Below are 26,376 nucleotides of genomic sequence, written 5' to 3'. Positions count from 1 at the left end.
CGGCCACCGACAACGGCAACGGAAACAGCGCGATCAGCGGGGCGGGCCGGGTCGTCGCCAAGGGCGAGGAGTCCGGCGCCGTACTCGAGGTCGAGGACCTGAGCGTGGAGTTCCCGACCGAGGACGGTGTCGTACGGGCGGTACGCGGCGTCGGCTACCGGCTGGAGCGCGGCGAGTCCCTGGGCATCGTCGGCGAGTCGGGCTCGGGGAAGTCCGTCACCGCGCTGGCCGTCATGGGGCTGCTGCCGGGCTCGGCACGGGTACGCGGCTCGGTACGGTTCGAGGGGACGGAGCTGCTCGGGATGTCCGACGCCCGCCTCTCGGACGTCCGGGGCAGCGGCATCGCCATGGTCTTCCAGGACCCGATGACCTCCCTCAACCCCGTCTACACCGTCGGCTACCAGATCGCCGAGACCCTGCTCAGACACAACCCCCGGCTCGGGAAGCGCCCCGCCCGCGAACGCGCCGTGGAACTCCTCGGCACGGTCGGCATCCCGAGCCCCGAACGGCGTGTCGACAGCTACCCGCACGAACTCTCCGGCGGCATGCGCCAGCGCGTCGTCATCGCCATCGCGATCGCCAACGACCCGGACGTGATTATCGCCGACGAGCCCACCACCGCCCTCGACGTCACCGTCCAGGCCCAGATCCTGGAGGCCCTGGAGACCGCCCGCGCCGAGACCGGCGCCGCGCTGGTCCTGATCACCCACGACCTCGGCGTGGTCGCCGGCCACACCGACCGGGTCGCCGTCATGTACGCGGGACGGATCGTGGAGACCGGCTCGGTCGAGGACATCTTCTACACCCCGCGCATGCCCTACACCCTCGGCCTGCTCGGCTCGCTGCCCCGCCTCGACCGCGAGGAGGACCGCCTGACCCCCATCACCGGCTCCCCGCCCTCGCTGCTCAACCTGCCCCCGGGCTGCCCCTTCGCCCCCCGCTGCCCGATGCGCCGGGAGCCCTGCGACACCACCGAACCCGCCCTGCGCCCCGTCGGCTCCGCCGACCACCGCAGCGCCTGCCACTTCGCCGACGAACTCGCGGGCACGGCGGCCGGCGAGGTCTTCGACGCCGTCGGCGCCGACACCGAGGCCCTGGCCCGGTTCGCCGACCTGGAGGACGATGCCCGATGACCGCCCCCCTGCCCCTGCTGCCCCCACTGCCGGGCCACGGCGGCACCGGCACCCCCGTCCTCCAGGTCCGCGACCTCGTCAAGCACTTCCCGGTGATGTCCCCGGGCGTCGTCCGCCGCCGGGTCGGCGATGTGCACGCCGTCTGCGGGGTCTCCTTCGACCTGTACGAGAACGAGACGCTCGGCCTGGTCGGCGAGTCCGGCTCCGGCAAGACGACCGTCTCCCGCACCCTGCTCAACCTGGAGACCGCCACCTCGGGCACCGTGCACTACCGGGGCCGCTCGCTGACCGACCTGAGCCGACGTCAGATGCGACCTCTGCGACGCGAGTTGCAGATCGTCTTCCAGGACCCGTACGCCTCCCTCGACCCCCGGATCTCCGTCCACGAGATCGTCGCCGAACCCCTGCGCATCCACGGCCGTTACGGCCCCGGCGCGGGCGACGAGGTACGCGAACTGCTGCGTCTGGTCGGCCTCAACCCCGAGCACGGCAACCGCTTCGCGCACGAGTTCTCGGGCGGCCAGCGCCAACGCATCGGCATCGCACGGGCGTTGGCGTTGCGGCCCAAGGTGATCGTCCTGGACGAGCCGGTCTCCGCGCTGGACGTGTCGATCCAGGCAGGCGTCCTCAACCTGCTCATGGACCTGCAGAGCGAACTGGGCCTGTCCTTCCTGTTCGTGGCCCACGACCTCTCCGTGATGCGGCATGTCGCCGGCCGGGTGGCGGTGATGTACCTGGGCCGCCTGGTCGAGATCGCCCCCGCCCGCCAGCTCTTCGCCCGGCCCGCGCACCCCTACACCCAGGCCCTGGTCTCCGCCATCCCGCTGCCCGACCCGCGCAAGGAGCGCGCCCGCACCCGCATCACCGTCCAGGGCGACGTCCCGAGCCCGGTCCGCCCGCCGAGCGGCTGCCGCTTCCGCACCCGCTGCCCCACCTTCGCGAACCGGCTCACCGATTCCGAACGCACCGCCTGCGTAGAGCAGGTGCCGGACCTGGTCGACCGGGGCGGCGGCAACCCGGTCGCCTGCCACTACGCGGAGAACGTGCAGTTGCTGTAGCCCTCCGGGTACGGGAACGGCGTCAGCCGGCTCTCCCGGCCCAGCCGCCGGAAGAAATCCTCCATGCCCACGGCGAGCGGGGCGTGCCGGACCACCAGCTCGGCGGCGCCCCGGGGGATCCCCTCGGGCCGCTTCCCGTCGGCGCAGGCGCGCACGAACTCCGCCCGCTCCTCACCCCGGTACCCGTACAGGGCGGTGACGAGCCAGATCGCCAAGTGGTAGGAGGTGTAGGCGCGGTCGTAGTGCCGATGCCGGTCGAAGAAATCCCGCTCGTCGGGCGTGAGCCGGAAACGGGAGCTGAGCGAGAGCCCGAAGTCGGTGAGGTAGAGCTGTCGGCCGTCGGTGAGGATGTTGCGGAAGTGGGCGTCCAGATGCAGGAGCTGCCGTCCGTGGAGGAAGGACGTCAGTTCCTCCAGTTGCCGCGCCACTTGGCCGCAGGCCGCGTCCGCCTGGTCCGTGCGCAGTTCGGCGTCCAGCCAGTCGTGCAAGGTGGACGGGAAGTGCTCCAGGAACAGGATCATGCTCGCGGAGGCGTCCCGAAGGCCCTCGATCCGTTCGCGCAAGCCCGTCGAGCCGCCCCAATAGGCCACCACCTTCTCGACGTCCGCGAGTTCCTCGGGCAGCGGGTGGGCGGTGTCCGGCAGTACCCGCCAGTGGTGGAGCAGCGGGAAGCCGGGAAAGCGGGCGGCCAGCACCCAGTTCGTCGTCTCCGTGTGCGCGGCCAGCTCCCGCCAGGCGTTGAATCCCGGGCCGCAGACGGCACCCATGCCGTAGTGGCAGTACGGCGGCAGGTCGTAGAGGTTCGCGGTGGAGCGGACGTGCAGCGGGCCCCGCTCCCGGTCGGTCAGGGGGATCCGCTTCACGAACACCGCGTTGCCGTCCACCGTGATCCGCACGGCTCTGCCGCCGACCCCCGTGCCCAGCGACTCGCCCGCCGCGAGAAGCTCGGCCAGCTCGACGTCGCTGAGCAGGGCCAGCGAGGTCGCGATGTCGGCGTGGGCGGCGATGCGGCGCGCGGTGTCGGTCATCCCCTCATGCTGGCCGCGGCGGCCCGTAGGTGCCCGCGGATTCCCCGAGGACGCGGGACGCGTTCGCGGTCACCGGGTCACCGTGGCCGAAGCACGCCACCTCGGCGTCCAGCGCGGCCAACCGCCGGAAGGACGCGACCGCCTGCGACCGGTCGAGGTTGAACACCCCGAGCAGCACCGAACCGTCGACCGGCGAGGCCGCCACCGCGTCCCCGGTGAACAGCACGCCGTACGCGGGCAGATGGAGCGCGACGCTGCCATGGGTGTGGCCCGGCACATGGACGACCCGGGCGCCGCCCCCGAAATCCAGCACATCACCGTCGCCCACCTCCGTGACCCTGTCGGGCCGGACAGGCTCCCCGGTGGGGAGCCGCCGCGCCACCTCGGCGTGGATCGGCCGCTCCCACGCCTCGAACACCGGCGGCGGTCCCGGGAGTTCACCCCGGATCACCGGTGCGTCGAGCCGGTGGGCCAGCACCTCGGCGCCGCTCAGGGCGGCGAACTCGGCCGCCCCGCCGACGTGGTCCTCGTGGAAATGGGTGAGGACGATCCGTCGTACCGACGAAGGCGACCGGCCGAGCGCGGTGAGCGCGTCGGCGATCGGGCGGCCCGAACCGAGCGAGCCCGCGTCGATCAGCGTCGAGGCACCGGAGCCCGGGTCGTGCCAGAGGTAGGCCTGGCCGACCGGGAAACGCAGCAGGTGCAGCCGGGGGAGCAGCGCGATGACGTCCATGCCACGAACGTAGAGAGGGCTCCCGTCCGCGGACGAGGGCCCTCTGCTGTCGGCAGAGCGGTTCAGCCGGCCGCGTAGTTGCGCAGGAAGAGCGCCTCCGTCACCGACAGGCGCTCCAGCTCCTGCGGGGACACGCTCTCGTTGACCGCGTGGATCTGCGCCTCCGGCTCGCTCAGGCCGATCAGCAGCAGCTCCGCCTGCGGGTACAGGCTCGCGAGGGTGTTGCACAGCGGGATGGAGCCGCCCTGGCCGGCGTACTGCATGGTCTCGCCCGGGTAGGCGACCGCCATCGCGTCGGCCATCGCCTGGTACGCCGGGCTGGTGGTGTCGGCCCGGAACGGCTGGCCCTGGCCCACCATCTCCGACCGCACCCGGGCCCCCCACGGCGTGTGCGCCTCCAGATGGGCCTGGAGCAGCTTGGTCGCCTCGGCCGCGTCCACACCCGGCGGCACCCGTAGGCTGACCAGCGCGCGGGCAGTGGCCTGCACCGACGGGGTGGCGCCGACCACCGGCGGGCAGTCGATCCCGAGCACCGTGACCGCCGGACGCGCCCAGATGCGGTCCGCGACCGAGCCCTCACCGATCAGCCCGACGCCGTCCAGCACCCTCGCGTCCTTGCGGAACTGCTCCTCGTCGTACTCAAGGCCGTCCCAGCGGCTCTGCGACGTCAGCCCGTCGACCGTCGTCGAACCGTCTTCCGCCCGCAGCGAGTCCAGCACCCGGATCAGCGCGGCCAGCGCGTCCGGCGCGGCACCGCCGAACTGCCCCGAGTGCAGATTGCCCTGGAGTGTGTCGATCTGGACGCGGACCATGGTCATCCCGCGCAGCGTGGTGGTCACGGTCGGCAGCCCGACCCGGAAGTTGCCCGCGTCCCCGATGACGATCGTGTCCGCGGCAAGCAGGTCCGGGTGCTGCTCGGCGTACCGCTCCAGACCGCCGGTGCCCATCTCCTCCGAGCCCTCGGCGATGAACTTGACGTGGACCGGAACGCCGCCGTTCGCCTTGAGCGCGCGCAGCGCCAGCAGGTGCATGATCACGCCGCCCTTGCAGTCGGCGGAACCGCGCCCGTACCAGCGGCCGTCCCGCTCGGTCAGCTCGAACGGCGGGGTGGTCCAGGCGGCCTCGTCCAGCGGCGGCTGCACATCGTAGTGCGCGTACAGCAGGACCGTTTTGGCACCCTCGGGGCCCGGCAGATAGCCGTACACCGACTGTGTGCCGTCCGGGGTGTCCAGTACGGCGACGTCCACGAAGTCCTCGGCGCGCAGTGCGTCGGCCACCCACGTCGCGGCGCCCTCGCTCTCGCTCTTCGGGAACTGGGCGAAGTCCGCCACCGACTTGAAGGCCACCAGCTCGGCGAGCTCCGCCTTGGCCCTGGGCAACAGGGAGGCGACGGTCTCGGCGACTGGATTGGACGACATGGGCACGCTCCTCGTGGGTGCGACGTTCAACTGGTGAGTACACCGATCCTCCCACAGCGGCCTGCGGCGATCTCCGCCGTAGGATGCGGGGGAACAGGTGACAGGTGTCGGCCTACGGACGGACAGGGCCTGACGACCTACGGCTTGATATGGCTTGATCTTGATACGGCTTGATACGGCTTGATACGGCTTCTACGGCTTGATCGGAGCAGCGGACCATCGTGAGCGGCGAGAATTCTTCGGCGGACGACGTGCAGGCGGACGGCGGGCAGCGGGTGTGGGACGTCGTCGTGGTGGGCGCGGGCCCCGCGGGCGCCTCGGCCGCCTACGCGGCCGCGGTCGCGGGACGGCGCGTGCTGCTGCTGGAGAAGGCCGAGCTGCCCCGCTACAAGACCTGCGGCGGCGGCATCATCGGCCCTTCGCGTGACGCGCTGCCGCCCGGCTTCGAGCTGCCTTTCAAGGACCGGGTGCACGCGGTCACCTTCTCCCACAACGGACGGTTCACCCGCACCCGCCGCTCCAAGCAGATGATGTTCGGGCTGATCAACCGGCCCGAGTTCGACCAGCAGCTGGTCGAGCACGCCCAGAAGGCGGGCGCCGAGCTGCGCACGGGCGTCGCGGTGCAGCGCGTCGAGCAGCACGGCTCGGCGGTCCCGGACCGCCGCACGGTCGCCGTCGTCCTGCAGGGCGGCGAGACCCTGCTGGCCCGCGCGGTGGTCGGCGCCGACGGCAGCGCCAGCCGGATAGGCGCGCACGTCGGGGTGAAGGTCGACCAGGTCGACCTCGGCCTGGAGGCGGAGATCCCGGTGCCGGAGACGGTCGCCGAGGACTGGAAGGGCCGGGTCCTCATCGACTGGGGCCCGATGCCCGGCAGTTACGGCTGGGTCTTCCCCAAGGGCGACACCCTCACCGTCGGGGTGATCTCGGCGCGCGGCGAAGGCGCCGCCACCAAGCGGTACTTGGAGGACTTCATCGCCCGGCTCGGCCTGGCCGGCTTCGAGCCGAGCATCTCCTCCGGCCATCTGACCCGCTGCCGCGCCGACGACTCGCCGCTGTCCCGGGGCCGGGTGCTGGTGTGCGGCGACGCGGCCGGCCTCCTTGAGCCGTGGACCCGCGAGGGCATCTCCTTCGCGCTGCGCTCGGGGCGGCTCGCGGGGGAGTGGGCGGTGCGGATCGCCGAGGCCCACGACGCGGTGGACACCCGCCGCCAGGCGCTGAACTACGCCTTCGCCATCAAGGCCGGCCTCGGCGTCGAGATGAGCGTCGGCAAGCGGATGCTCGCGGTGTTCGAGCGCCGGCCCGGCCTGTTCCACGCGGCCCTGACCGGCTTCCGGCCCGCCTGGCGGGCGTTCAAGGAGATCACCCAGGGCCGGACCTCCCTCGGCGAACTCATCCGCTCCCATCCGCTGGCCCAGCGCGCCCTCACCACCTTCGCCCCGGTGCCGGTCGCCACGGGGAGGACCGCCGAGGCGGACGCGGACGACACGGACAGCGAGGACTCGGTCACCTCGTGACGGCGATCCGGAAGACCGGGTGGTCGGGGGCGATGCGGCGCAGGTCGGCGTCGGGGGAGTCGGGGCCGACCCCGTTGAAGAAGACGCCGACCTCGGCCTTCCAGCGCTTCAAGTAGGCGCGCAGCAGCTCGACCTTGTCGTCGTCGGCGACCTCGGTGGCGGTGAAGACGTCCACGTTCTTGCCGAGCCGCAGTTCGCCGCCGCCGGCGGCGCGCATGTTGTGGGTCCACTGGACGTGGCCGCGCGGCGCGACCAGATACTGCTGTCCGTCGACTGTCAGCAGGTTCACGGGCGTGGTGCGCCATTCCCCGCTTTTGCGTCCCCGGACGGCGAGGACGCGGGAGCCCCAGATGCTGAGACCACGCCGGGTGAGCCAGGCCACCGCACGGTTGAAGATGTTGACGGTGAACCAACCGGGCTTCTGGACGTGTGTCGACACGGTGACCCCCACAGTTCGGGAGAGCGGTGCTCTCGCTTGAGAACAGTGTGGGGGAGATCGGTGATCCAAGCAAGAGCAGTGCTCTCGTTTTTGAGCGGTGCTCGTGAGAGCGAGCGCCGCTCCATGACGAGTGCACCGCTCTGAATCAAGTGCACCGCTCCAAACCGTGTGCACCGCTCTGCAAACCTGGCAAACTGCTCCCCATGACCACCCCGCAGGGCGCCCGCGCGCGAGCCAGGATGGAAGTCACCACGGCCATCAAGGACGAGGCCCGCAGACAGCTCGCGGCCGAGGGTGCGGCCAAGCTGTCGCTGCGGGCCGTCGCGCGCGAGCTCGGGATGGTCTCCTCGGCGCTCTACCGCTACTTCCCCAGCCGCGACGACCTGCTCACCGCGCTGATCATCGACGCCTACGACTCCCTGGGCGAGGCCGCCGAGACCGCGCACGCCGCTGCCGCCGACCTCCCCTCGGCGGGGCGCTGGGTCGCCGTGTGCGAGGCGGTGCGCGGCTGGGCGCTGGCGCGTCCGCACGAGTACGCGCTGATCTACGGCTCGCCGGTGCCCGGCTACTCGGCGCCGGACACGACCATTCCGCCGGCCGCCCGGGTCGCCCTCGTCCTCATCGGCATCCTGCGCGAGGCGTTCGAGCGGCGCGGTCTGGCCCGTACCCCCGTACCCGCCGGGCTCGCCCCCGAGGCCCGTCGGATGGCCGACGAGCTGATGCCCGGTCTGCCGCCGGAGGTCGCCGTGGCGATGGCGGCGGCGTGGGCGCAGCTGTTCGGACTGGTGGGGTTCGAGCTGTTCGGCCAGTTCAAGGGGGTCGTGGAGGACCGCGAGCAGTTCTTCCGGCATGCCGCCGCCCAGCTCGCCCACGGGGTCGGGCTGGTCTTCCCCTGAGCGGCTCCGCTCATCCGGAGACCTTGTCCAGGAACGCGGCGAGGTTCGTCACCGTCCGCTCTATCTTCTCCTCCAGTGTGAGCGACTCCGGCATGCGCCCGCCCACGCCCGCGTCCCGCTTGCCCCGCACGTACAGCGAACAGGCGAGGTCGCTGCAGAGATAGGCGCCCACCGAGTTGCCCTGCTGCCCGGCCTTGCCCGCCTTCGCGGCGACCATCAGCGAGACGCCCCCGGTGTGCGTGGTCAGGCAGATGGAGCACATGCTGCGCCGGGTCTGCCAGGAGGAAGGGCTCGGGCAGCGCAGCACCACGGCCCGTGCGCCGCCGTCCAGCTCGGTCACCAGATAGGCGCGGTCGGGTGCCTGGGGGTCCCGCCACCCGAAGTAGTCCAGGTCGGCCCACGGCCGTTCGTCCAGGTCGTGCGGGATGTTCAGCCGCTTCGCCGCGCCCTTGGTGCAGTTCACGAACGCGGCACGGATCTCTTGCTCACTCAGCTGCCTCATGCGGTGCACGCTAATTTGCCTAAAAGCTTTAGGCAAATGCATAATCGATTCAGGCAGAGGGCGAAGTGGAGGAGCGGTGTGGCGCGAGCGGGACTGACCACGGAACGACTGGTCCGGGCCGGAGCCGAGCTGGCCGACGAGGTGGGCTTCGACCAGGTCACCGTCTCGGCGCTGGCCCGACGGTTCGACGTGAAGGTCGCGAGCCTGTACTCGCACGTCAAGAGCTCCCAGGACCTGCGGACGAGGATCGCGCTGCTGGCGCTGGAGGAACTCGCCGACCGGGCCGCCGACGCGCTCGCCGGCCGGGCCGGCAAGGACGCCCTCGTCGCGTTCGCCGACGTCTACCGTGACTACGCCCGCGCCCACCCCGGCCGCTACGCGGCGGCCCGGCTGCGCCTCGACCCGGAGACGGCGGCGGCCGGCGCAGGCGTCCGGCACTCCCAGATGACCCGGGCCATCCTGCGCGGCTACGACCTGACCGAACCCGACGAGACCCATGCCGTCCGGATGCTCGGCAGCGTCTTCCACGGCTTCGTCGACCTGGAGCTCAGCGGCGGCTTCAGCCACAGCGCCCCCGACAGCGCCCAGTCCTGGTCCCGCATCCTCGACGCCCTCGACGCCCTGCTCCGCAACTGGCCCACACCGGCCTGACCCATCCGCTCCCTACGGCATCCCTACGGCATCCCTACGGCAGGCAGAGACGATGCACACCACCGACGACGGCCACCGCTGGACCACCACCCCGATCACCGCCGACCTCCTGCGCGGCGCCCTCGACCTGGAACGGACGGCGCACGGCATCCTGCCGCACCGGCTCCCGGCCCGGGCCCGCGCCCAGTGCGCCGACCCGCAGCTCGCCATGGTCGAGGCCCAGCCCTCCGGCGTACGCCTGGTGTTCCGCACCCGCGCCACCGCCGTGGAACTGGACACCCTGCCCACCAAGCGGCTCTACGCCGGCGCGCCGCCCCGGCCCGACGGTGTCTACGACCTCCTCGTCGACGGCGTCCTGGCCGATCAGGCAGTGGTGAGCGGCGGCAAGGTCCAGGTCGTCGACATGGGCGCGGGGACGACGGAACTGCGCCCCGGTCCCGTCGGCACCCTCCGCTTCACCGGCCTGCCCGGGCACGAGAAGGACGTCGAGATCTGGCTGCCGCACAACGAGACCACCGAACTGGTCGCGCTGCGCACCGACGCCCCGCTCACCGCCGTGTCCGACCGGGGCCGCAAGGTCTGGCTGCACCACGGGAGTTCCATCAGCCACGGTTCCGACGCGGCGAGCCCGACCGCCATCTGGCCCGCGCTCGCCGCCGCGCTCGCCGGGGTCGAACTGGTCAACCTGGGGCTGGGCGGCAGCGCGCTGCTCGACCCGTTCACCGCCCGCGCCGTCCGGGACACCCCCGCGGACCTGATCAGCCTGAAACTGGGCATCAACGTGGTGAACGCCGACCTGATGCGGCTGCGGGCCTTCGGCCCCGCCGTCCACGGCTTCCTCGACACCGTCCGCGAGGGACACCCCACCGCCCCGCTGCTGGTCGTGTCGCCGATCCTGTGCCCCATCCACGAGGACACCCCCGGGCCCACCGCCATGGACCTCAGTGCCCTCGGCGAAGGCCGGCTCGTCTTCAGCGCCACGGGCGACCCGGCCGAGCGGGCGAGCGGCAAGCTCACTCTGTCCGTCATCCGGGACGAACTGGCCCGGATCGTGGCCGAGCGCGCGGCCGACGACCCGCACCTCCACTACCTCGACGGCCGTGCCCTCTACGGCGAGGCCGACGCCGCCGAACTGCCGTTGCCCGACCGGCTCCACCCGGACGCGGCCACCCACCGCCGCATCGGCGAACGCTTCGCCACGCTGGCCTTCACGGGGGACGGCGCGTTCGCGGGCAACGCCCCCTGAGCCGACGCTCCTCACAGCGCGGGGGAGGCCGACTCCCCGCCGCCGTTGTCCGGGACCAGGACGACCTTCCCCGCGACCGTCCCCGACTCGGCGAGCCGTAGGGCCTCCGCGGCCCGGGTCAGCGGCAGCCGGGCGGCGACCCGGGCGGCGACCTCGCCGCGCTGGAGGGCCTGGAACACCTGGGTGAGGTCGGCGCCGAGCCGGGCCCGGAAGCGGTCCTTGCGCAGGGCCCGGCCCTCCCAGACGTTGAAGAAGTACGCGTGCCGGCCGTTGGGCAGCGCGTTCCACAGCCACACCCGGCCGAGGATCCGCAGTACCGGCAGCTGCTTGGAGCCCGAGTCGTCCCGGGTGGTGGCACTGCCGTACGAGACGAGGGTCCCGCCCGGGGCGAGCAGCCTCCAGGAGTCGACGACGCTGCGGCCGCCGAGATGGTCGAAGACGGCGTCGACACCACCGGGGGCCAGTTCGCGGACCCGGGCCGGGACGTCCTCGGCGCGGTAGTCGACCGGGGTCACGCCCAGCTCGCGCAGCGCCTCGTGGTGCCGGGCGGAGGCCGTGCCGATCACCTTCAGACCCGCAGCGCGCGCGAGCTGGACGAGGACCGTGCCGACCCCGCCGTTGGCGCCGTGCACCAGGATCGTCCCGCCACTGCGCACCCTGGCCTTGCGGTGCAGCATCTGCCAGGCCGTGATCCCGTTGACCACCAGCGTCTCCGCCTCCGCCGCGCCGACACCCGCGGGCACCTCCACCGCGTCGGCCGCGTCGAGCACGACGTGACTGGCCCAGCCGCCGACCTTGACCAGCGCCGCCACCCGCCTGCCGACCAGCCCGGGCGTGACCCCCTCGCCGGCTGTGAGCACCGTCCCGACCAGGTCGTAGCCGGGGACGAAGGGGAAGGGCGGCTGGTCGTAGTAGCGGCCGCGACGCATCTGCTGCTCCGCGAAGGAGACGCCGGTGGCCTCCATGCGGACGACGATCTGGCCGGGGCCCGGGGCCGGGATCTCCCGGCGCTGGATCCGGAGCCCTTCCGGCTCCACGACGCCCGGCAGGACGACCTCGACGAGCCGGGTGCTGTGGACGGTTTCCGCAGTTCCCATGACGACCTCCGTGAGTAGAGCCGTTCGCAAGCGGGAGAGGTTCTTGCTTGCGTTAGAAGCTATAACAAACATGACTGGTGCTCGCGGAGGTGTCAAGCTCTCGCGGCGGAGGTTTCCGTCGCGAGAGTTAGAGGTACTCTCGAAAGTGATAGGTTGAAATGCCTGAAGTGATGGAAACGGTGCGAAATGGCACCGGAGCCCGGGAAGTGGAGCGTGATGGCCATGGCGGCAGGCGCGGACGCGGACGCGACGAGCCCCCGCGAGCGGTACCGGGCCCAGGTCCGGGCGGACATCAAGGCACGCGCCTGGGAGCAGATCGCCAAGGCCGGTGCGTCGGGCCTGTCCCTGAACGCGATCGCCAAGGAACTCGGGATGAGCGGACCCGCCCTCTACCGCTACTTCGGCAGCCGCGACGAGCTGATCACCGAGCTGATCCGGGACGCCTACCGCAGCCTGGCCGACACCTTCCGGGCCGCCGCCGACTCCGGGGCCGACCTCCAGGGCCTTGCCCACGCCCTGCGCCGCTGGGCGCTCGACGATCCCCAGCGGTACTTCCTCGTCTACGGCACGCCGGTGCCCGGCTATCACGCGCCCGACGACGTCACCGGCATCGCCCAGGAGATCATGGCGGCCCTGCTCGACGTCTGTGCGGCGGCCGAGCCCCAGGCGCCGGCGCCGGTCTCCGCCGGTTTCACCGCGTACCTCGCCCAGCACCGCGAGTGGGCCGGCGGTCATCCCGCCAGGCCGGGGGTGCTGCGCCGGGCGCTGGGGTTCTGGACCCGGATGCACGGCGTGCTCTCCCTCGAACTCGCCGGGCACTTCACGGGTATGGGTTTCGCCGCCGACCGGCTCTTCGACGCCGAGGTGGCGGAGCTGGCCGCCGGGCTCTGACCGCACCCGGCGGCCTACTTCCCCGGGAGTACACGTGATCACCTCGCCGGGCTGACGCCCGCGCGGGCCGGCGCCGTCTAGCGTGGCGGTCATGGACGAGCAGGGCGTACGGGAGCGCGGCCCCGCGCAGCCGTGGCACTACGGGCCCCCGTGGTGGCAGCGCGACGACGGCGGTGAGGGCGGGTCGCCGCACAGCCGTCTGCCGTGGCGCACCACCGTGCCGCTCACCGTCCTGGTGCTGGCGGCCTCCAACTTCGCCGCCCACGAGCAGCCGCACCGCGTGCCCCTCGACGGCTACGCGCGGCTGCTGATCCTCGCCACCTGTGCCCTGCTGCTCTGGCGCCTGCGGCATCCGGCGCCCGTGGTGTTCGGCACGGCCGGGCTCGCCCTGGTGTACGTCGGGGCCGGCTACCCGTACGGGCCGATCTTCGCGGCCGTGGCGGTGGCCTGCTTCAGCGCCGTCGTCGCCGGGCACCGACGGGCCGCGTGGGCGGCCCTCGGGATGTTGTGGGCCGGCCACCTGCTGATCTCGCTCTGGCTGTACCGGTGGCTGCCGCCGCCGGGCGACACCGGCGCGAATCTCGGCAAGGAGATGATCGTCGCCACCTGGGTGCTGATCATCGTCTCGGTGGCCGAACTGGTCCGGCTGCGGCGCGAGCAGTGGGCGCGGGAGCGGGCCGACCGGGCCCAGGCCGCCCGGCGGCGGGCGGACGAGGAACGGCTGCGGATCGCCCGCGAGTTGCACGACGTCCTCGCCCACAGCATCTCGGTCATCAACGTCCAGGCGGGCATGGGCCTGGCGCTGCTCGACTCCGACCCCGAGCAGGCCCGGTCCGCACTCACCACCATCAAGGCCGCCAGCAAGGAGGCGCTCGGCGAGGTCCGCCAGGTGCTCGACACCCTGCGCGCCCCGGGAGACGCGCCGCGCGCGCCGGCCCCCGGCCTCGGGCGGCTGCCGGAACTCGTCGAACAGGCGGCGAGCGCCGGTCTCACCGTGGCGGTCGAGGGGGAGCCGCCACGCCTTCCGCCCGGCGCTGACCTGGCCGCCTTCCGTATCGTGCAGGAGGCGCTCACCAATGTCGTACGGCACTCCGGTTCGCGGCACGCGCGCGTGCGGCTCGAACACGGTGGCGGGGAGCTGCGGTTGCGGATCGACGATTACGGTCCGGCGACCGGTGCGGACGCGGGCGGCAGCGGCAACGGGCTGGCCGGGATGCGGGAGCGGGCGGCCGCGCTGGGCGGCACGATCGAGGCGGGACCGCGCGCCGACGGCGGCTTCCGGGTGCTCGCCGTACTGCCCTTGGACGACAGGTCGGTAAGAGCCCACAGGGACGACAGGGAGGACCGATGATCCGGGTGCTGCTCGCCGACGACCAGTCGCTGGTGCGGGCCGGGTTCCGGGCGCTGCTCGACGCGCAGCCGGACATCGAGGTGGCCGGGGAGGCGGCGGACGGTGAGGAGGCGGTGCGCGCGGTGCGTGAACTGCGCCCCGACGTCGTCCTGATGGACATCCGTATGCCGGGTCTCGACGGCCTGGCCGCGACCCGCCGTATCACCGGGGAGGAGGGGCTGGAGGACGTCAAGGTGGTCATGCTGACGACGTTCGAGCTCGACGAATACGTCTTCGAGGCGATCCGGTCCGGTGCGTCCGGCTTTCTGGTCAAGGACACCGAGCCGGAGGAACTCGTGCGCGCGGTCCGGGCGGTGGTGGGCGGGGACGCGCTCCTGTCGCCCGGGGTGACGCGCCGGCTGATCGCGGAGTTCGCGGCCCGCTCCAAGGAACCGGCCGCCGCGGACGCCCTCGGCCGCCTCACCGAGCGGGAGAGGGAGGTGATGGCCCTGGTGGGGATCGGCCTGTCCAACGAGGAGATCGCCCGCCGTCTGGTCGTCAGCCCCCTCACCGCCAAGACCCATGTGAGCCGCACGATGGTCAAGCTGGGCGCCCGCGACCGGGCCCAACTGGTCGTGCTGGCCTATGAGTCGGGGCTGGTCCGGCCGGGCTGGCTGGGCTGAGGGGACCGCCGGAAGCGGACGAGCACACTGACCACCCGGGCGCAGAACAGCAGGGTGGCGAGCACCGCGCCCACCGGCGGCAGGGCGCGTTCGAGCGTGGCGGGCAGATCGAACAGCAGCGCCGGACCGGCCACCGTACCGAAGGCGACCGCCGCCGCGAACACCGCGCTGCACAGCGCGTATCCGATCTCGACGGTGATCGCGTCCCGCTCGGCCTGACCGCGCCGTCCCCCGTGACTCGTCATCCCGGCAGTGTCACAGCAGTGCGCCCGGCGGGGCAACGGGCCCCGCCGGGCGCCTGCCGGAGGCGTCCCCGTTCAGTCGCGCACGGACACGCGCTCCGCCTCCAGGGAGGTGGACTTGGCGATCACGACGCTCTGCCGCGGGGTCCGGGTGCGCAGCCCGGTAAGGGTGATCAGCAGACCGGCGAGGGCCACGATCGTGACGACCACGAAGCCGGGACGGTAGCTGTCGAGCACCGCCTGCGGGGTCGCCCGGTCGGAGGCGCCGGCGGTGACCACGGCGGTCACGATCGCCAGGAAGATCGCGCCGCCCACCTGCACCGAGGTGTTGAGCAGTCCGGAGACCATGCCCTGCTCGTGGTCGTCGACGCCGTTGGTGGCCTGGATGTTGAGGGAGGGGAAGACCAGGGCGCAGGCGGCGCCGATCAGCAGCATCGACGGCAGGATCACGGCCGCGTAGACCGGGTCCAGGTCGACGCGCAGGAACAGGGCGTAGCCCAGCGCCATGAAGGCGAAGCCGGCGGCGATCAGCCGCGGTGTGCCGAAGCGGTCCACGATCGCGCCGACCTTGGTCGACGACACCGCCACCAGCGCGCCCGCCGGCAGGAAGGCCAGCGCGGTGTGCAGTGCCGACCAGCCGAGCACGGACTGCATGTACAGGGTGGTCAGGAACTGGAAGCCGACGTACGAGCCGAAGAAGGCGACCGCGCCGAGCTGGGCGCGGATCTGGCTGCCCGAACGCAGCACGCCGAGCCGGATGAGCGGGCCGGGGGAGCGGCGTTCGACCTGGACGAAGACGGTCAGCAGGACGGCGACCGCGAGGAAGGACAGCAGGGTGCGGGCCGAGGCCCAGCCGACCTGCGGGGCCTCCACGACCGTGAACACCAGGAGCAGCATGGAGGCGGTGCCGAGGACCGCGCCGGGAATGTCGTAGCCGTTGTGGTCGCGTTCGCGGGAGCTGCGGGGCAGCAGCCGGAGGCCGGCGACGAGTGCGATCAGCGCGATGGGGGCGGGCAGCAGCATGGTGAAGCGCCAGCTGGCCTCGGTGAGCAGACCGGACAGCACCAGGCCCATGGAGAAGCCGGTGGCCGCGCAGGTGGTGTAGATGGAGAGGGCGCGGTTGCGCAGCGGGCCCTCCGGGAACGTGGTGGTGATGATCGACAGGCCGGCGGGGGCGGTGAAGGCCGCGCTCAGGCCCTTGATGAAGCGGCTGGCGATCAGCAGCGGGCCGGAGTCGACCAGGCCGCCGAGCAGCGAGGCGAGCGCGAAGACGCCGAGGGCCACGAGGAACACCTGGCGCCGGCCGAGCAGGTCGGCGGTGCGGCCGCCGAGCAGCAGCAGGCCGCCGTATCCGAGGATGTAGCCGCTGACGATCCACTGCAGGGTCGACGTGGAAAGGTGCAGGTCGGAGCCGATCGACGGCAGGGCGACGCCGACCATCGACACATCGAGGGCGTCCAGGAACATCGCGGCGCAGAGCACCAGCAGGGTGCCCCAGAGGCGGGGAGTCCAGCGCCCCTCTGGAGCGGGGGCGGTGAGCGGAGAGGTCATGGAGCGACACTACATGCACATGCATCGAATGCAAACGCATTTAATTACGATGCAACAATCTCGATTCTCTGCTACGGTGCGGGGATGGCGGCGAAGAAGCCCGGGCAGGCGCTCGTGGAGCAGTGGCGGGACATTCTGGCTCTGCACGCCCGCACCCAGTGTGAGCTCGACCGCGCCCTGCACGGCCACGGCCTGTGCGGCAGTGACTTCGAGGTCCTCGATCTGCTCTCCGCCGCCGCGCCGACGGACGGCGGCTGCAGCTACCGCGTCCAGGAGATCGCCGAGCGGGTGCACCTCAGCCAGAGCGCGCTGTCCCGGCTGATCGCCCGGCTGGAGAAGGACGGCCTGGTCGAGCGGGCCATGTGCCCGGAGGACCGGCGGGGCGTGCGGGTGGCGCTCACCGGGAAGGGGCGCGCGCTGCACGGCGAGGTGCTGCCGGTGCAGCGCGCGGTACTGACCCGGATGCTGGCCGCCGAGGCGAACTGACCCCGGTCGCCTGCCTGTTGACGGCTGGGCGGACTGAACCGAGTGGCTTGACACCGGAGTTGGTCAGATCCCGGAGCTCGTCCGCCACAGGTGGATGAGCTCCAGATCGCCGGTCGCCTTCGGCACCGGCACCCGGTTCCACAGCGCCAGGTACAACTCGTCGGCGGGTCCCGCCAGTTCGGCGGTCGCCTCGGAGGAGGTGCCGGGCTCGGTCACGGGCGGCTGCGGTGACAGCCGTACGGTCCACACCGCGTCCGCGTCCAGGGCGCGCACCCGCACCACCTTCGGGTCCTCGGTGCGCAGCCGGCTGCGGGAGCGGGCGTGGAAGCCGCGCAGCAGTTCGTCGATGCCGTCCACCGCGAAGTCCGTGGTGATCGGGGACGCCGGACCGCCTCGTGCGGCCTCGGCGTCGTACCGGTGGACGGTCGTCTCATGGGCCTGCCGGCGGAGCCAGAAGGCCAGGGGCGAGGGGACGGGGGCGGGGTGGAAGGTCCAGCAGGTCAGGTTCCGCGGTGCGCTGCCCAGGGTGTCGACGAGCCGGCGATGGCCGTCCCGGTACCAGCTGGTCAGTTCGGTGCCGTCGAGGGCGGGCGGGTCCGGGAAGGGGTGGGGTGCGGTCGTGGCGTCGGCGACGATCCCGGCGGCCCACCGGTGGACGGTGCCCGTGTGCCGCAGCAGGTCGCGCACCCGCCAGCCCGGGCAGGTCGGCACCTCGGCGTCGAGCCCCGCCTCCAGGGCGGCGGCGCCCAGCGACCGGCCCTCCCGGTCCAGGATCTCAAGAAAATCGGCAGTCTCCATGCCGCGAGTCTGCCGGACGCACGGCCTAGCGGAGCAGGAAGCCCACCGCGTAGCCCAGCCCGTTCACCGCCCAGTGCAGGGCCATCGGCGCCAGCAGCGAGCCGCTGCGATCGCGCAGCCAGCACAGCAGACAGCCCGCCACGGCCGTGAACAGCACGGCGCCGACATCCACCAGGACCGCCCCGGCGACCGAGTGCCCGAAGAGCGAACCCAGCGTCGGCTTCTCCTTGCCGAGGTTCAGTGAGGGCAGGATGTGCCAGAGCCCGAACAGCAGGGACGACAGGACGGCGGCCGTCGTCGCCGTACGCAGCCGGCACAGCAGGGCGAACAGGACGCCGCGGAAGGCGATCTCCTCCAGCAGTACGGTCCCCACGGGCACCGCGACCAGCGCCTTGAACGCGATCTCCGAGCCGCTCAGCGCGTCCGTCCGCCGGTCGCTGAACAACTCGCGGGTGACCGGCAGCAGGGCCCCGCAGAGATAGACGGCCGCGACGATCCCGATCAGGGCACCGGCCCAACGCACCCCTTCCGCGAGGGAGTTCCGGCCCAGCCCCAGCTCGGCCCAGCTGCCCCCGGCCCAGAACAGCAGCGCCACCAGGACCGCCGAGGCGACGACCGCGGTGAGCAGGATCCAGGACCCGGCCCAGCGGTTGTTGAGCAGGTTGGCCAGCACCAGCACGACGACCACCGCCGCCAGGGCCGTGCGGGTCGGCAGCCGGGGGACCGGCATCTCCGGGCCCCGGGGGTCAGAACTCGACCGGGTCGCGCAGCAGCGGGCAGGTCATGCAGTGCCCGCCGCCGCGCCCCCGGCCCAGTTCGGCGCCGACGATGGTGATGACCTCCACGCCCGCCTTGCGCAGCAGGGTGTTGGTCTGGGTGTTGCGGTCGTAGGTGAAGACCACGCCCGGCTCCAGCGCCACCGCGTTGTTGCCGCTGTCCCACTGCTGCCGCTCGGAGGCGTAGACGTCACCGCCGGTCTCCACGACCCGCAGCCTCGGCAGCCCCAGCGCCTTGGCGACCACGTCCACGAACGGGGTCGAGCCCTCGTCGGTCAGCTCGACACCGGGCGCCCTGTCGCCCGGCCGCAGCGAGAAGGTGTGCACCCCGTCCATGATGGCCGGATAGAGGGTGACCAGGTCGCGGTCGGCGAAGGTGAACACCGTGTCGAGATGCATCGCGGACCGCAGCTTCGGCATCCCGGCAACGACGACATGCTCGGCCGCACCCTGGTCGAACAGGGCCTTGGCCACCTGGGTGATCGCCTGCCGCGAGGTGCGCTCGCTCATGCCCATCAGGACCACGCCGGCCCCGACGGGCATGATGTCGCCGCCCTCGAACGTCGCCTGCCCCCAGTCGAGTTCGGGGTCGCCCCACCACACCGTGGCGTCCTTGTAGCCGGGATGGAAGGTGTACACCGCCTTCATCAGGAGGGTCTCGTCGTGCCGGGCCGGCCAGTACAGCGGGTTGAGGGTGAGCCCGCCGTAGAGCCAGCACGTGGTGTCCCGGGTGTAGAGGGTGTTGGGCAGCGGCGGCATCAGGTACTCGCGGACGCCGGTGGACTCCCGGGCGAGGGCGAGGTAATCGGTGCGGTACTCGTCGGGCAGGTCGACGGTGGACAGGCCGCCGATCAGGTACCGGGCCAGCTGGGCCGGTTCGAGGGTCTCCAGAAAGGCACGTGTGGAGTCGATCAGCCCGAGCCCCACCTGGTTGGCGACGATCTTCCGGTCGAGCAGCCAGTCCCGGGCCGCCGGGATCGTCATGGTCTGTGCCAGCAGATCGTGCAACTCGACCACGTCCACGTCCCGTTCGCGCAGCTTGTTCACGAAGTCGGCGTGGTCGCGCTGGGCGTTCTCCACCCACATCACGTCGTCGAAGAGCAGATCGTCGGAGTTGGTCGGGGTGAGCCTGCTGTGCGCGAGCCCCGGCGCGCAGACCAGCACCCTGCGCAGTCTGCCCACCTCGGAGTGGACGCCGAACGCCATCTGACTTGTGGGGACTTCACTGCTCACGGTGCACCCTCCGGGGGACTCACAGGCTGATCCAGCCGAGCGCCAGGGCGAGGATCCCGACCACCGCCCCGGCGACCGACACGGCCAGGACGACGAGTTCACGCGGCGAGAACAGCCGCCTGCCCTGCTCCCGGCGGGCCATCACGAACAGCACGGTCGCCGGGGCGTAGACGATGAACGAGACCAGGAGGTACTTCGGGCCCGCCGCGTAGACCAGGAACGCCGTGTACACCGTGGCGAGCAGGCCCACCACCAGCTCTCCCCGGCGCCGCGCGGGCCCGGCGATCCGCGCGGCGAAGGCCGCCGCCAGCAGGTACGGGATCAGCGACAGCGCGCTGGTCAGATCCAGGGCGAAGTCGAAGGCGTCGTCCGAGAACAGCGTGACGATCAGCACCACCTGGGACAGCAGTGTGGTCATCAGCAGCGCCGGTTCGGGCACGTCCGCGGCGGTCGCCCGGCGCAGGAACCGCGGCATGTCGTCGTCCTTGGCTGCCACGAACAGCACCTCGGCGGCCATCAGCGTCCACGCCAGATACGCCCCGAGCACCGAGACGATCAGCCCCACGCTGACGAAGACCTGCCCCCAGGTGCCGACCGCGTGCTCCAGCACCCCGGCCATGGAGGGCTGGCGCAGCTCGGCGATCTCGGCCATCGGCATGATGCCGTACGACACGATCGTCACGGACGCGAAGACACAGAAGACGCTGAGGAAACCGAGCAGGGTGGCCCGGCCCACGTCCGCGCGCCGCTTGGCGTGCCGGGAGCAGACGCTGGCTCCCTCGACGCCGAGGAAGACGAACACCGTGGCCAGCATGGTCCCGCGGGCCTGGTCGAAGAGGGAGCCCGCGTAGGAGGCGCCGTGGAAGTTGGCGGCGAACACGTCCGCCTTGAAGTAGAAAAGGGCCAGGATCACGAAGACCAGGATCGGGACGACCTTCGCGACCGTGACGATCCGGTTGACCGTCGCGGCTTCCTTCACGCCCCGCCGGATCAGCAGGAAGAAGGCCCAGAGCCCGACCGTCGACAGGGCCGCCGCGGGCACGGTGTCGCCCTCGCCGAGCGCCGGCCACACCGCGCCCACCGTGGACATGATCAGCACCCAGTAGGTGACGTTCCCGACGCAGGCGCTTGCCCAATAACCGAACGCCGAGAAGAAACCCAGGTATTCGCCGAACCCCGCCTTCGCGTAGGCGTACACACCGGCGTCCAGATCCGGCCTGCGCAGCGCCAGCGCCTGGAAGACCAGGGCCAGCATCAGCATCCCCGCGCCCGCGATCACCCAGGCGATCAGCGCGCCCGCGACCCCGGTCTCCTCCGCGAACCGGCGTGGCAGCGAGAACACGCCGGCGCCGACCATCGAGCCGACCACCATCGCGGTCAGCGTGGGCAGCGTCAGCTTGACCGCAGGCGGCGTGGAGCGCGGACTCTCGGTCGTCTGGGCCTGGGCCATGCCCACCACGATGGGATACCCGGTACCGCTCTGCACCTTTTGCCACGCGGGAGAGTGCCCCTGAGGGGCCGTCCGGACGCGTGCTCCTGAAGGACCGTCCGGATGCGGCGGCCGGTGCGGTGGCCGATCGTGGTCCCGAGGTGGCCAAGTGAGTGGTGCGGGCAGGGCTCTGAAGCGTACGAAGGACCGGACCCGCCGGCTGGCGGCCCGGCTGCGCCGGCACGCGGGCCCCGACCGGGTGGTCCGGCGGCGGCCCTGCTGGGGCGGGATCGCGGTGGCCGTCCTCTGCTACTGCCTGTCCCTCACCCCGTCCCTCCTGCCCCGTGCCTGGTGGCTGCAGGGACTCGCGGCCGGCGTCTCGGCGGCCGTGGGCTACGCCGTCGGCACGGTGGGGGAGACAGTGGTCCGGCTGCTGCTCCGCTGGGCCGGCTTCCGGATCCGCCCGCGCCTGCGCCGGACCCTCTGGGCCGCCCTGGGCGGGCTCGGCGCCGCCGCGGTCGTCACCGTCACCGCCTGGAGCGTCCGCTGGGAGGACGAGGTCCGCCAGGTGGTCACCCTGCCCCCGCACCTGGTCTGGTGGCAGTGGGCCCTCGTCCCGGTCGTGGCCGCCCTCGTCGCGGCGCTGCTGCTCCTGGCCGCGCGTACGGTACGGCTCGGCACCCGCGTCGTCGCCCACGCCTTCGACGCCCTCGTCCCGCGCCCCGTCGCCTACGCCACCGGGGTGGCCCTGGCCGCCTTCGTGATCGTCGGAGTCGTCCAGGGCTTCCTGCTGCGCGGAGCGCTGGACGCGATCGAGAGCGCCGCGTCCCTCGCCGACCAGGGCACCACCGAGGGCGTCCACCAGCCCGGCCTGCCGTCCCTCTCCGGCAGCCCCGAATCCGACGCGCACTGGGACACCCTGGGCGCCAAGGGCCGCGACTTCGTCGGTACGGCCACCACCCGCGCCGACATCGCCGCCTTCACCGGCAAGCCGGCGGTGGATCCGGTACGGGTCTACGTCGGCCTGCGCTCCGCCGACACCCTCGACGAACGCGCCACCCTCGCCGTACGCGAACTCGAACGCACCGGCGGCTTCTCCCGCAAGATCCTCGCCGTCATGGGCACGACCGGCACCGGCTGGATCAACGACCAGGGCAGCAAACCCCTGGAGTACATGTGGGGCGGCGACACCGCCGAGGTCGCCATGCAGTACTCCTACCTGCCCAGCTGGGTCTCCGCGCTCACCGAGGACGAGGCCGCCGACACCGGCCGCGCCCTCTTCGACGCCGTCTACGCCAAGTGGCGGACCCTCCCCGCCGACTCTCGCCCCCGGCTCCTCGTCTACGGCGAGAGCCTCGGCTCCTTCTCGATGGAGTCCGCCCTCGGGGGTTCACCGTCCAGGCTGATCTCCGAGACCGGCGGCGCGCTGTTCGTCGGGCCGACCTACGACAACCCGCTGTGGCGGACGGTCACCGCGGAACGCCGGCCGGGCAGCCCCGAGTGGCGGCCGGTGGTCGCGGACGGGGCGCACGTGCGGTTCGCGCAGGTGCCGGCGGACTACGGCATCCCGGACGCGCCCTGGGGAGAGCCGAGGGCGGTCTACCTCCAGAACGGTTCCGACCCGGTGGTCTGGTGGTCGCCCGCCCTCGCCCTGCACCGGCCGGACTGGCTGGACCGGCCCCGCGCCCGGGACGTCTCACCCGCGATGCGCTGGTATCCGCTGCTGACGTCCTGGCAGGTGGCGTGCGACCTCGCCGGGGCGGACAGCGTGCCGGACGGGTTCGGGCACCGGTACGGGACCATGCCGACGAGTGCCTGGGCGGAGATCACGCGGCCGCCGGGGTGGAGCGGGGCCGACACGGTGCGGTTGGCCGGGTTGCTGGAGTCGGTGCGGGAGCCGGGGCTGCTGGACTGACCCGCCTGTCACCCGGCGGTTGTGCCCGTCCGGTCCGCTCGTCACCCGGTCGTCGTGCCCATCCGGGTGGCCACGCCGATCAGGGTGGCCACCGCCGCCAGCACCGCGACGCTCGTCAGCGCCGTCGGCAGGGACGTCCAGTCCGCCAGGAAGCCGATGGCCGGCGGTCCCAGCAGCATGCCGCCGTAGCCCAGGGTGGACGCGGTCGCCACACCCGAAGGACCGGCCAGCGCCCCCGCCCGTTCCACGGCCACCGGAAACAGGTTGGCCAGGCCCAGCCCCGTGATCGCGAAGCCGAGCAGCGTCGCCCACACCCAGGGCGCGAGAGAGCCGAGCAGCATTCCGGCCGCCGCCGTGCTGCCGCCGAAGATCACCGTGCGGGACCTTCCGAGCCGCTCCAGCAGCCTGGTGCCGCTCGCCCGGCCCACGGTCATGGCCAGGGCGAAACACGTGTAACCGGCCGCGGCGAGACCCGCGGACGCGCCCAGGTCCTGGCGGAGATGGAGCGCGCCCCAGTCGGCCATCGCCCCCTCGCCGTACGCCGTGCACAGGGCGATCAGGCCGAAGACGAGAACCAGCCGGCGGGTCCGCGCGTCCAGCCGGCGTGGCGCGGTGCCGGGGCGCTCCTCGGTGTGCGGGACCTGGGCGTCGTACCGGAGCAGGGTACGGCCGGCGACGGCCGTGACCAGCAGGCCGATCACGGTGAGGGCGAGCAGGTGCCGGGTGGGGGAGAGGGAACCGGCGACCAGGCCTCCCAGTCCGGCGCCGATCATGCCGCCGAGGCTGAAGGCCGCGTGGAAGCTCGGCATGATCGGGCGGCGAAGGGCGGCGACCAGGTCGACGGCGGCGCTGTTGAAGGCGACGTTCAGGCTGCCGTAGGCGGCGCCGAAGACGAGCAGGACTGCGCCGAGTGCCAGTACCGAGTGGGTGAGGGGCGGCAGGGCGACGCTCAGGGCGAGCAGGGCCGCGCAGGCCACCGTCACGCGGTGGCTTCCGTACCGGCGGCACAGCCGGCCCGTGAGCGTCATGGTGATCACCGCACCGGTCGAGACGCCGAGCAGGGCCAGCCCCAGTGCGCCGACCGAGGCGTGGGTCTGGTGCTTGATGTCGGGGATCCGGACCACCCAGCCCGCGAAGACGAAGCCGTCCATGGCGAAGAACGCGGTGATCGCGATCCGGAGGCGGGTGAGGGCGAGGGGGCTTCCCGGCACGACGGTGTGCGAACGGGATTTGTTTATTAGCGGCACAAATTCAGGCTAGGTGAGCGGTGGCGGCCGGACAAGGGTGTCGTCGAGAGGCTGGATCTCCGCAGGTCCGGACGACGGCAACCGCTGTCTTCCCCTCTGCGTACCGGGGACGGCGCCAGGGTCCTGGACCGCGGTGAAGGCTCAGAGCTCCACTCCAACAGGGTCGTCGACCCCCGAGAGCCCTGTGTCACCCGGATGCCGCAGTCGCCCGGCGTACCCGGCCGGGTGGGCGGCACCGTAGAGGTGTCGGGGGTGCGGGGGTCCAGGGACGACGACTGAGGCGGTTCGCGTGGCGGACGAGACGGCCGGGGCGACGGCGAACGGGAGCGCAGCCCCTGCCGGGCGTCCGAGGACCTGCTTGGTGACCGGTGCCAGCGGCTACATCGGCGGGCGGCTGGTGCCGGAGCTGCTGGATGCCGGGTACCGGGTGCGCTGCCTGGTACGCACGCCCCAGAAGCTGCGTGACCATCCGTGGTTCGGGCGGGTGGAGGTCGTCCAGGGCGATGTCACCGACGCGGGCTCGGTGGCGGCGGCGATGGCGGGCGTCGATGTCGCCTACTACCTGGTGCACGCACTCGGCGCCGGCCGCGGCTTCGAACGGACCGACCGGCAGGCGGCCCAGGTCTTCGGCGAGCAGGCCCGCAGGGCCGGCGTCGGCCGGCTGATCTATCTGGGCGGGCTGACCCCGGCCGGCGTGCCCGAGCGGGAACTGTCGCCGCACCTGCGCTCCCGCGCCGAAGTGGGCCGTATCCTCCTCGGCTCGGGCGTGCCGACGGCCGTCCTGCGGGCCGCCGTCATCATCGGTTCCGGCTCGGCCAGCTTCGAAATGCTGCGCTACCTCACCGAGCGGCTCCCGGTCATGGTCACGCCCCGCTGGGTGCGCACCCGCATCCAGCCGATCGCTGTACGGGACGTGCTGCGCGTCCTGGTGGGGTGCGCCGGCCTGCCGCCCGACGTCAGCCGCACCTTCGACATCGGCGGCCCCGAGGTGCTCACCTACGTCGAGATGATGCACCGGTACGCCGCCGTCGCGGGGCTGCCCCGGCGGCTCATCGTGCCCGTGCCGGTGCTCACGCCCGGCCTGTCCAGCCAGTGGGTCGGCCTGGTGACACCCGTACCGGCCTCCATCGCCCGACCGCTCACCGAGTCGCTGCGCCACGAGGTGGTGTGCCGGGAACGGGACATCGAGCGGTACGCGCCCAGCCCGCCGGGCCACCCGGTCGGTTTCGACCGCGCCGTCGCCCTCGCGTTGCAGCGCGTGCGGGACGCCCAGGTCGACACCCGCTGGTCCTCCGCCTCCGTGCCGGGCGCTCCCAGCGGCCCGCTGCCCACCGACCCGGAGTGGGCCGGTGGCAGCCTCTACACCGACGTGCGCGAACGCCACGCCGATGTGGCTCCCGACGCGCTGTGGGATGTGGTCGAGAGCATCGGCGGCGAGAACGGCTGGTATTCCTTCCCACTGGCCTGGGCGGTGCGCGGCTGGCTCGACCGCCTCGTCGGCGGCGTGGGCCTGCACCGGGGCCGACGTGACGCGCGGCGGCTGCGGGTCGGTGACTCGCTGGACTTCTGGCGGGTGGAGGAGATCGAACGGGGGCGGCTGCTGCGGCTGCGCGCCGAGATGCGGCTGCCCGGCCTGGCCTGGCTGGAGATGCGTGTCGACGAGGAGAGGGCCGGCGGTGCCCGCTACCGGCAGCGGGCCCTGTTCCACCCGCACGGACTGCTCGGCCAGCTCTACTGGTGGAGTGTGTCGCCGTTTCACGCGGTCGTCTTCGGCGGCATGGCCCGCAACATCGTCCGCGCCGCCGAACGCACGCGCAGGCGGGGCACCGGCCCTCGGCCGAGCGATGCGGCCGGACCCGGCGGCACATCCGGACCCACCCCGGCCGCGCACGACAGCGCCGTTCCTACCGACCGCCGCCGTCCCCCGGCGGGAAGCTGAAACCGACACACCCCTCGGCGGTTTCGTCCGTCTCCGGCGGTGAGGAGCTCGGGCACGGGGCCTTCGCCACCGGGCCGCTGCGACTGTTCTCGCGATCGTTCCAGGGCGCGGCAGGGTGCCGGCGATTTCCTCCAGGAGGGC

25 protein-coding genes are annotated in these 26,376 nt (G+C 72.4%); 12 read left to right on the top strand and 13 right to left on the bottom strand.

What is annotated here, in order from left to right; all coding sequences use genetic code 11:
- Positions 1–32 precede the first annotated feature (32 nt).
- Positions 33–1,133 carry an oligopeptide/dipeptide ABC transporter ATP-binding protein gene (locus tag ACFZDK_RS48500; RefSeq protein ID WP_390983764.1) on the top strand — a complete coding sequence of 367 codons (1,101 nt, stop codon included), beginning with the start codon at positions 33–35 and terminating at the stop codon, positions 1,131–1,133.
- Positions 1,130–2,191 (top strand): oligopeptide/dipeptide ABC transporter ATP-binding protein, encoded by a 1,062-nt coding sequence (locus ACFZDK_RS48495; RefSeq protein WP_390983707.1) that lies wholly within the window; start codon positions 1,130–1,132, stop codon positions 2,189–2,191. The genes ACFZDK_RS48500 and ACFZDK_RS48495 overlap by 4 nt, the downstream gene beginning before the upstream one ends.
- On the opposite strand, the gene ACFZDK_RS48490 is transcribed toward ACFZDK_RS48495, so the two are convergent.
- The 3 genes from ACFZDK_RS48490 to ACFZDK_RS48480 all read right to left on the bottom strand — a co-directional run bounded on the left by ACFZDK_RS48490 (position 2,164) and on the right by ACFZDK_RS48480 (position 5,370).
- Positions 2,164–3,219, bottom strand: a complete 1,056-nt coding sequence (locus ACFZDK_RS48490) for a protein kinase family protein (RefSeq protein ID WP_390983704.1) — start codon at positions 3,217–3,219, stop codon at positions 2,164–2,166. The two genes, ACFZDK_RS48495 and ACFZDK_RS48490, sit on opposite strands and share 28 nt — an antisense overlap.
- Positions 3,220–3,223: 4 nt before the next feature.
- A complete protein-coding gene (locus ACFZDK_RS48485; RefSeq protein WP_390983702.1) occupies positions 3,224–3,952 on the bottom strand; it encodes an MBL fold metallo-hydrolase in 729 nt (242 codons plus the stop codon).
- Positions 3,953–4,014: 62 nt separating this feature from the next.
- A complete protein-coding gene (locus ACFZDK_RS48480) occupies positions 4,015–5,370 on the bottom strand; it encodes a M20/M25/M40 family metallo-hydrolase (RefSeq protein ID WP_390983699.1) in 1,356 nt (451 codons plus the stop codon).
- A 221-nt stretch (positions 5,371–5,591) separates the two neighbouring features.
- On the opposite strand from ACFZDK_RS48480, the gene ACFZDK_RS48475 reads away from it, so the two are divergent.
- Positions 5,592–6,884 carry a geranylgeranyl reductase family protein gene (locus ACFZDK_RS48475; RefSeq protein ID WP_390983696.1) on the top strand — a complete coding sequence of 431 codons (1,293 nt, stop codon included), beginning with the start codon at positions 5,592–5,594 and terminating at the stop codon, positions 6,882–6,884.
- On the opposite strand, the gene ACFZDK_RS48470 is transcribed toward ACFZDK_RS48475, so the two are convergent.
- Positions 6,874–7,323, bottom strand: coding sequence for a nitroreductase family deazaflavin-dependent oxidoreductase (locus ACFZDK_RS48470; RefSeq protein ID WP_362328300.1), 450 nt, complete (start codon positions 7,321–7,323; stop codon positions 6,874–6,876). The two genes, ACFZDK_RS48475 and ACFZDK_RS48470, sit on opposite strands and share 11 nt — an antisense overlap.
- Positions 7,324–7,526: 203 nt before the next feature.
- Here ACFZDK_RS48470 and ACFZDK_RS48465 point away from each other — a divergent pair, with 203 nt between their 5' ends.
- Positions 7,527–8,219, top strand: coding sequence for a WHG domain-containing protein (locus tag ACFZDK_RS48465; protein WP_390983692.1), 693 nt, complete (start codon positions 7,527–7,529; stop codon positions 8,217–8,219).
- Positions 8,220–8,229: 10 nt separating this feature from the next.
- Here ACFZDK_RS48465 and ACFZDK_RS48460 read toward each other — a convergent pair whose 3' ends face one another.
- The gene (locus ACFZDK_RS48460; RefSeq protein ID WP_390983690.1) at positions 8,230–8,721 is read right to left on the bottom strand and encodes an FBP domain-containing protein; all 492 of its coding nucleotides are present in this window, start codon (positions 8,719–8,721) and stop codon (positions 8,230–8,232) included.
- 78 nt (positions 8,722–8,799) lie between these two features.
- Between ACFZDK_RS48460 and ACFZDK_RS48455 the strand changes: the two genes are divergently transcribed.
- Both ACFZDK_RS48455 and ACFZDK_RS48450 read left to right on the top strand, forming a co-directional pair.
- Entirely contained in the window at positions 8,800–9,372 is a 573-nt protein-coding gene (locus ACFZDK_RS48455) for a WHG domain-containing protein (protein WP_390983687.1), read from the top strand.
- Between the two features lie 52 nt (positions 9,373–9,424).
- Positions 9,425–10,618: a GDSL-type esterase/lipase family protein gene (locus ACFZDK_RS48450; protein WP_390983683.1), complete on the top strand. Its 1,194-nt coding sequence runs from the start codon at positions 9,425–9,427 to the stop codon at positions 10,616–10,618.
- Positions 10,619–10,629: 11 nt separating this feature from the next.
- Here ACFZDK_RS48450 and ACFZDK_RS48445 read toward each other — a convergent pair whose 3' ends face one another.
- Positions 10,630–11,715 (bottom strand): zinc-binding dehydrogenase, encoded by a 1,086-nt coding sequence (locus ACFZDK_RS48445; protein ID WP_390983680.1) that lies wholly within the window; start codon positions 11,713–11,715, stop codon positions 10,630–10,632.
- 222 nt (positions 11,716–11,937) lie between these two features.
- Here ACFZDK_RS48445 and ACFZDK_RS48440 point away from each other — a divergent pair, with 222 nt between their 5' ends.
- From ACFZDK_RS48440 to ACFZDK_RS48430, 3 genes are all read left to right on the top strand, one after another.
- Positions 11,938–12,606 (top strand): WHG domain-containing protein, encoded by a 669-nt coding sequence (locus ACFZDK_RS48440; protein WP_390983761.1) that lies wholly within the window; start codon positions 11,938–11,940, stop codon positions 12,604–12,606.
- Positions 12,607–12,688: 82 nt separating this feature from the next.
- Positions 12,689–13,957 (top strand): histidine kinase, encoded by a 1,269-nt coding sequence (locus tag ACFZDK_RS48435; protein ID WP_390983676.1) that lies wholly within the window; start codon positions 12,689–12,691, stop codon positions 13,955–13,957.
- On the top strand, positions 13,954–14,619 hold the full coding sequence (locus ACFZDK_RS48430; protein WP_390983674.1) for a response regulator: 666 nt from the start codon (positions 13,954–13,956) through the stop codon (positions 14,617–14,619). The genes ACFZDK_RS48435 and ACFZDK_RS48430 overlap by 4 nt, the downstream gene beginning before the upstream one ends.
- Here the strand turns inward: ACFZDK_RS48430 and ACFZDK_RS48425 are convergent.
- Positions 14,580–14,864, bottom strand: coding sequence for a DUF6332 family protein (locus ACFZDK_RS48425; protein WP_390983671.1), 285 nt, complete (start codon positions 14,862–14,864; stop codon positions 14,580–14,582). The two genes, ACFZDK_RS48430 and ACFZDK_RS48425, sit on opposite strands and share 40 nt — an antisense overlap.
- Before the next feature lie 72 nt (positions 14,865–14,936).
- Positions 14,937–16,412, bottom strand: a complete 1,476-nt coding sequence (locus ACFZDK_RS48420) for an MFS transporter (protein ID WP_390983669.1) — start codon at positions 16,410–16,412, stop codon at positions 14,937–14,939.
- 84 nt (positions 16,413–16,496) lie between these two features.
- On the opposite strand from ACFZDK_RS48420, the gene ACFZDK_RS48415 reads away from it, so the two are divergent.
- Positions 16,497–16,898 (top strand): MarR family transcriptional regulator, encoded by a 402-nt coding sequence (locus ACFZDK_RS48415; protein ID WP_390983666.1) that lies wholly within the window; start codon positions 16,497–16,499, stop codon positions 16,896–16,898.
- A gap of 63 nt (positions 16,899–16,961) precedes the next feature.
- Here the strand turns inward: ACFZDK_RS48415 and ACFZDK_RS48410 are convergent, their stop codons facing one another.
- The 4 genes from ACFZDK_RS48410 to ACFZDK_RS48395 are packed head-to-tail and all read right to left on the bottom strand — an operon-like array spanning position 16,962 to position 21,155.
- Entirely contained in the window at positions 16,962–17,696 is a 735-nt protein-coding gene (locus ACFZDK_RS48410) for a maleylpyruvate isomerase family mycothiol-dependent enzyme (protein ID WP_390983663.1), read from the bottom strand.
- A 25-nt stretch (positions 17,697–17,721) separates the two neighbouring features.
- The gene (locus ACFZDK_RS48405; RefSeq protein ID WP_390983660.1) at positions 17,722–18,426 is read right to left on the bottom strand and encodes a type II CAAX prenyl endopeptidase Rce1 family protein; all 705 of its coding nucleotides are present in this window, start codon (positions 18,424–18,426) and stop codon (positions 17,722–17,724) included.
- 16 nt (positions 18,427–18,442) lie between these two features.
- On the bottom strand, positions 18,443–19,678 hold the full coding sequence (locus ACFZDK_RS48400) for an arginine deiminase (protein WP_390983759.1): 1,236 nt from the start codon (positions 19,676–19,678) through the stop codon (positions 18,443–18,445).
- Positions 19,679–19,724: 46 nt separating this feature from the next.
- The gene (locus ACFZDK_RS48395) at positions 19,725–21,155 is read right to left on the bottom strand and encodes a basic amino acid/polyamine antiporter (protein WP_390983657.1); all 1,431 of its coding nucleotides are present in this window, start codon (positions 21,153–21,155) and stop codon (positions 19,725–19,727) included.
- Between the two features lie 148 nt (positions 21,156–21,303).
- On the opposite strand from ACFZDK_RS48395, the gene ACFZDK_RS48390 reads away from it, so the two are divergent.
- On the top strand, positions 21,304–23,049 hold the full coding sequence (locus ACFZDK_RS48390; RefSeq protein ID WP_390983654.1) for an alpha/beta-hydrolase family protein: 1,746 nt from the start codon (positions 21,304–21,306) through the stop codon (positions 23,047–23,049).
- A gap of 41 nt (positions 23,050–23,090) precedes the next feature.
- Here ACFZDK_RS48390 and ACFZDK_RS48385 read toward each other — a convergent pair whose 3' ends face one another.
- A complete protein-coding gene (locus tag ACFZDK_RS48385; protein ID WP_390983651.1) occupies positions 23,091–24,260 on the bottom strand; it encodes an MFS transporter in 1,170 nt (389 codons plus the stop codon).
- A 394-nt stretch (positions 24,261–24,654) separates the two neighbouring features.
- On the opposite strand from ACFZDK_RS48385, the gene ACFZDK_RS48380 reads away from it, so the two are divergent.
- A complete protein-coding gene (locus tag ACFZDK_RS48380) occupies positions 24,655–26,235 on the top strand; it encodes a DUF2867 domain-containing protein (protein ID WP_390983648.1) in 1,581 nt (526 codons plus the stop codon).
- Positions 26,236–26,376 lie beyond the last annotated feature (141 nt).

The sequence above is a fragment of the Streptomyces sp. NPDC007901 genome (genome assembly GCF_042959465.1).
Lineage (GTDB): Bacteria > Actinomycetota > Actinomycetes > Streptomycetales > Streptomycetaceae > Streptomyces.
Note: the sequence above shows the minus strand (reverse complement) of the source record. Positions and strands in the feature narration are given on the sequence as shown.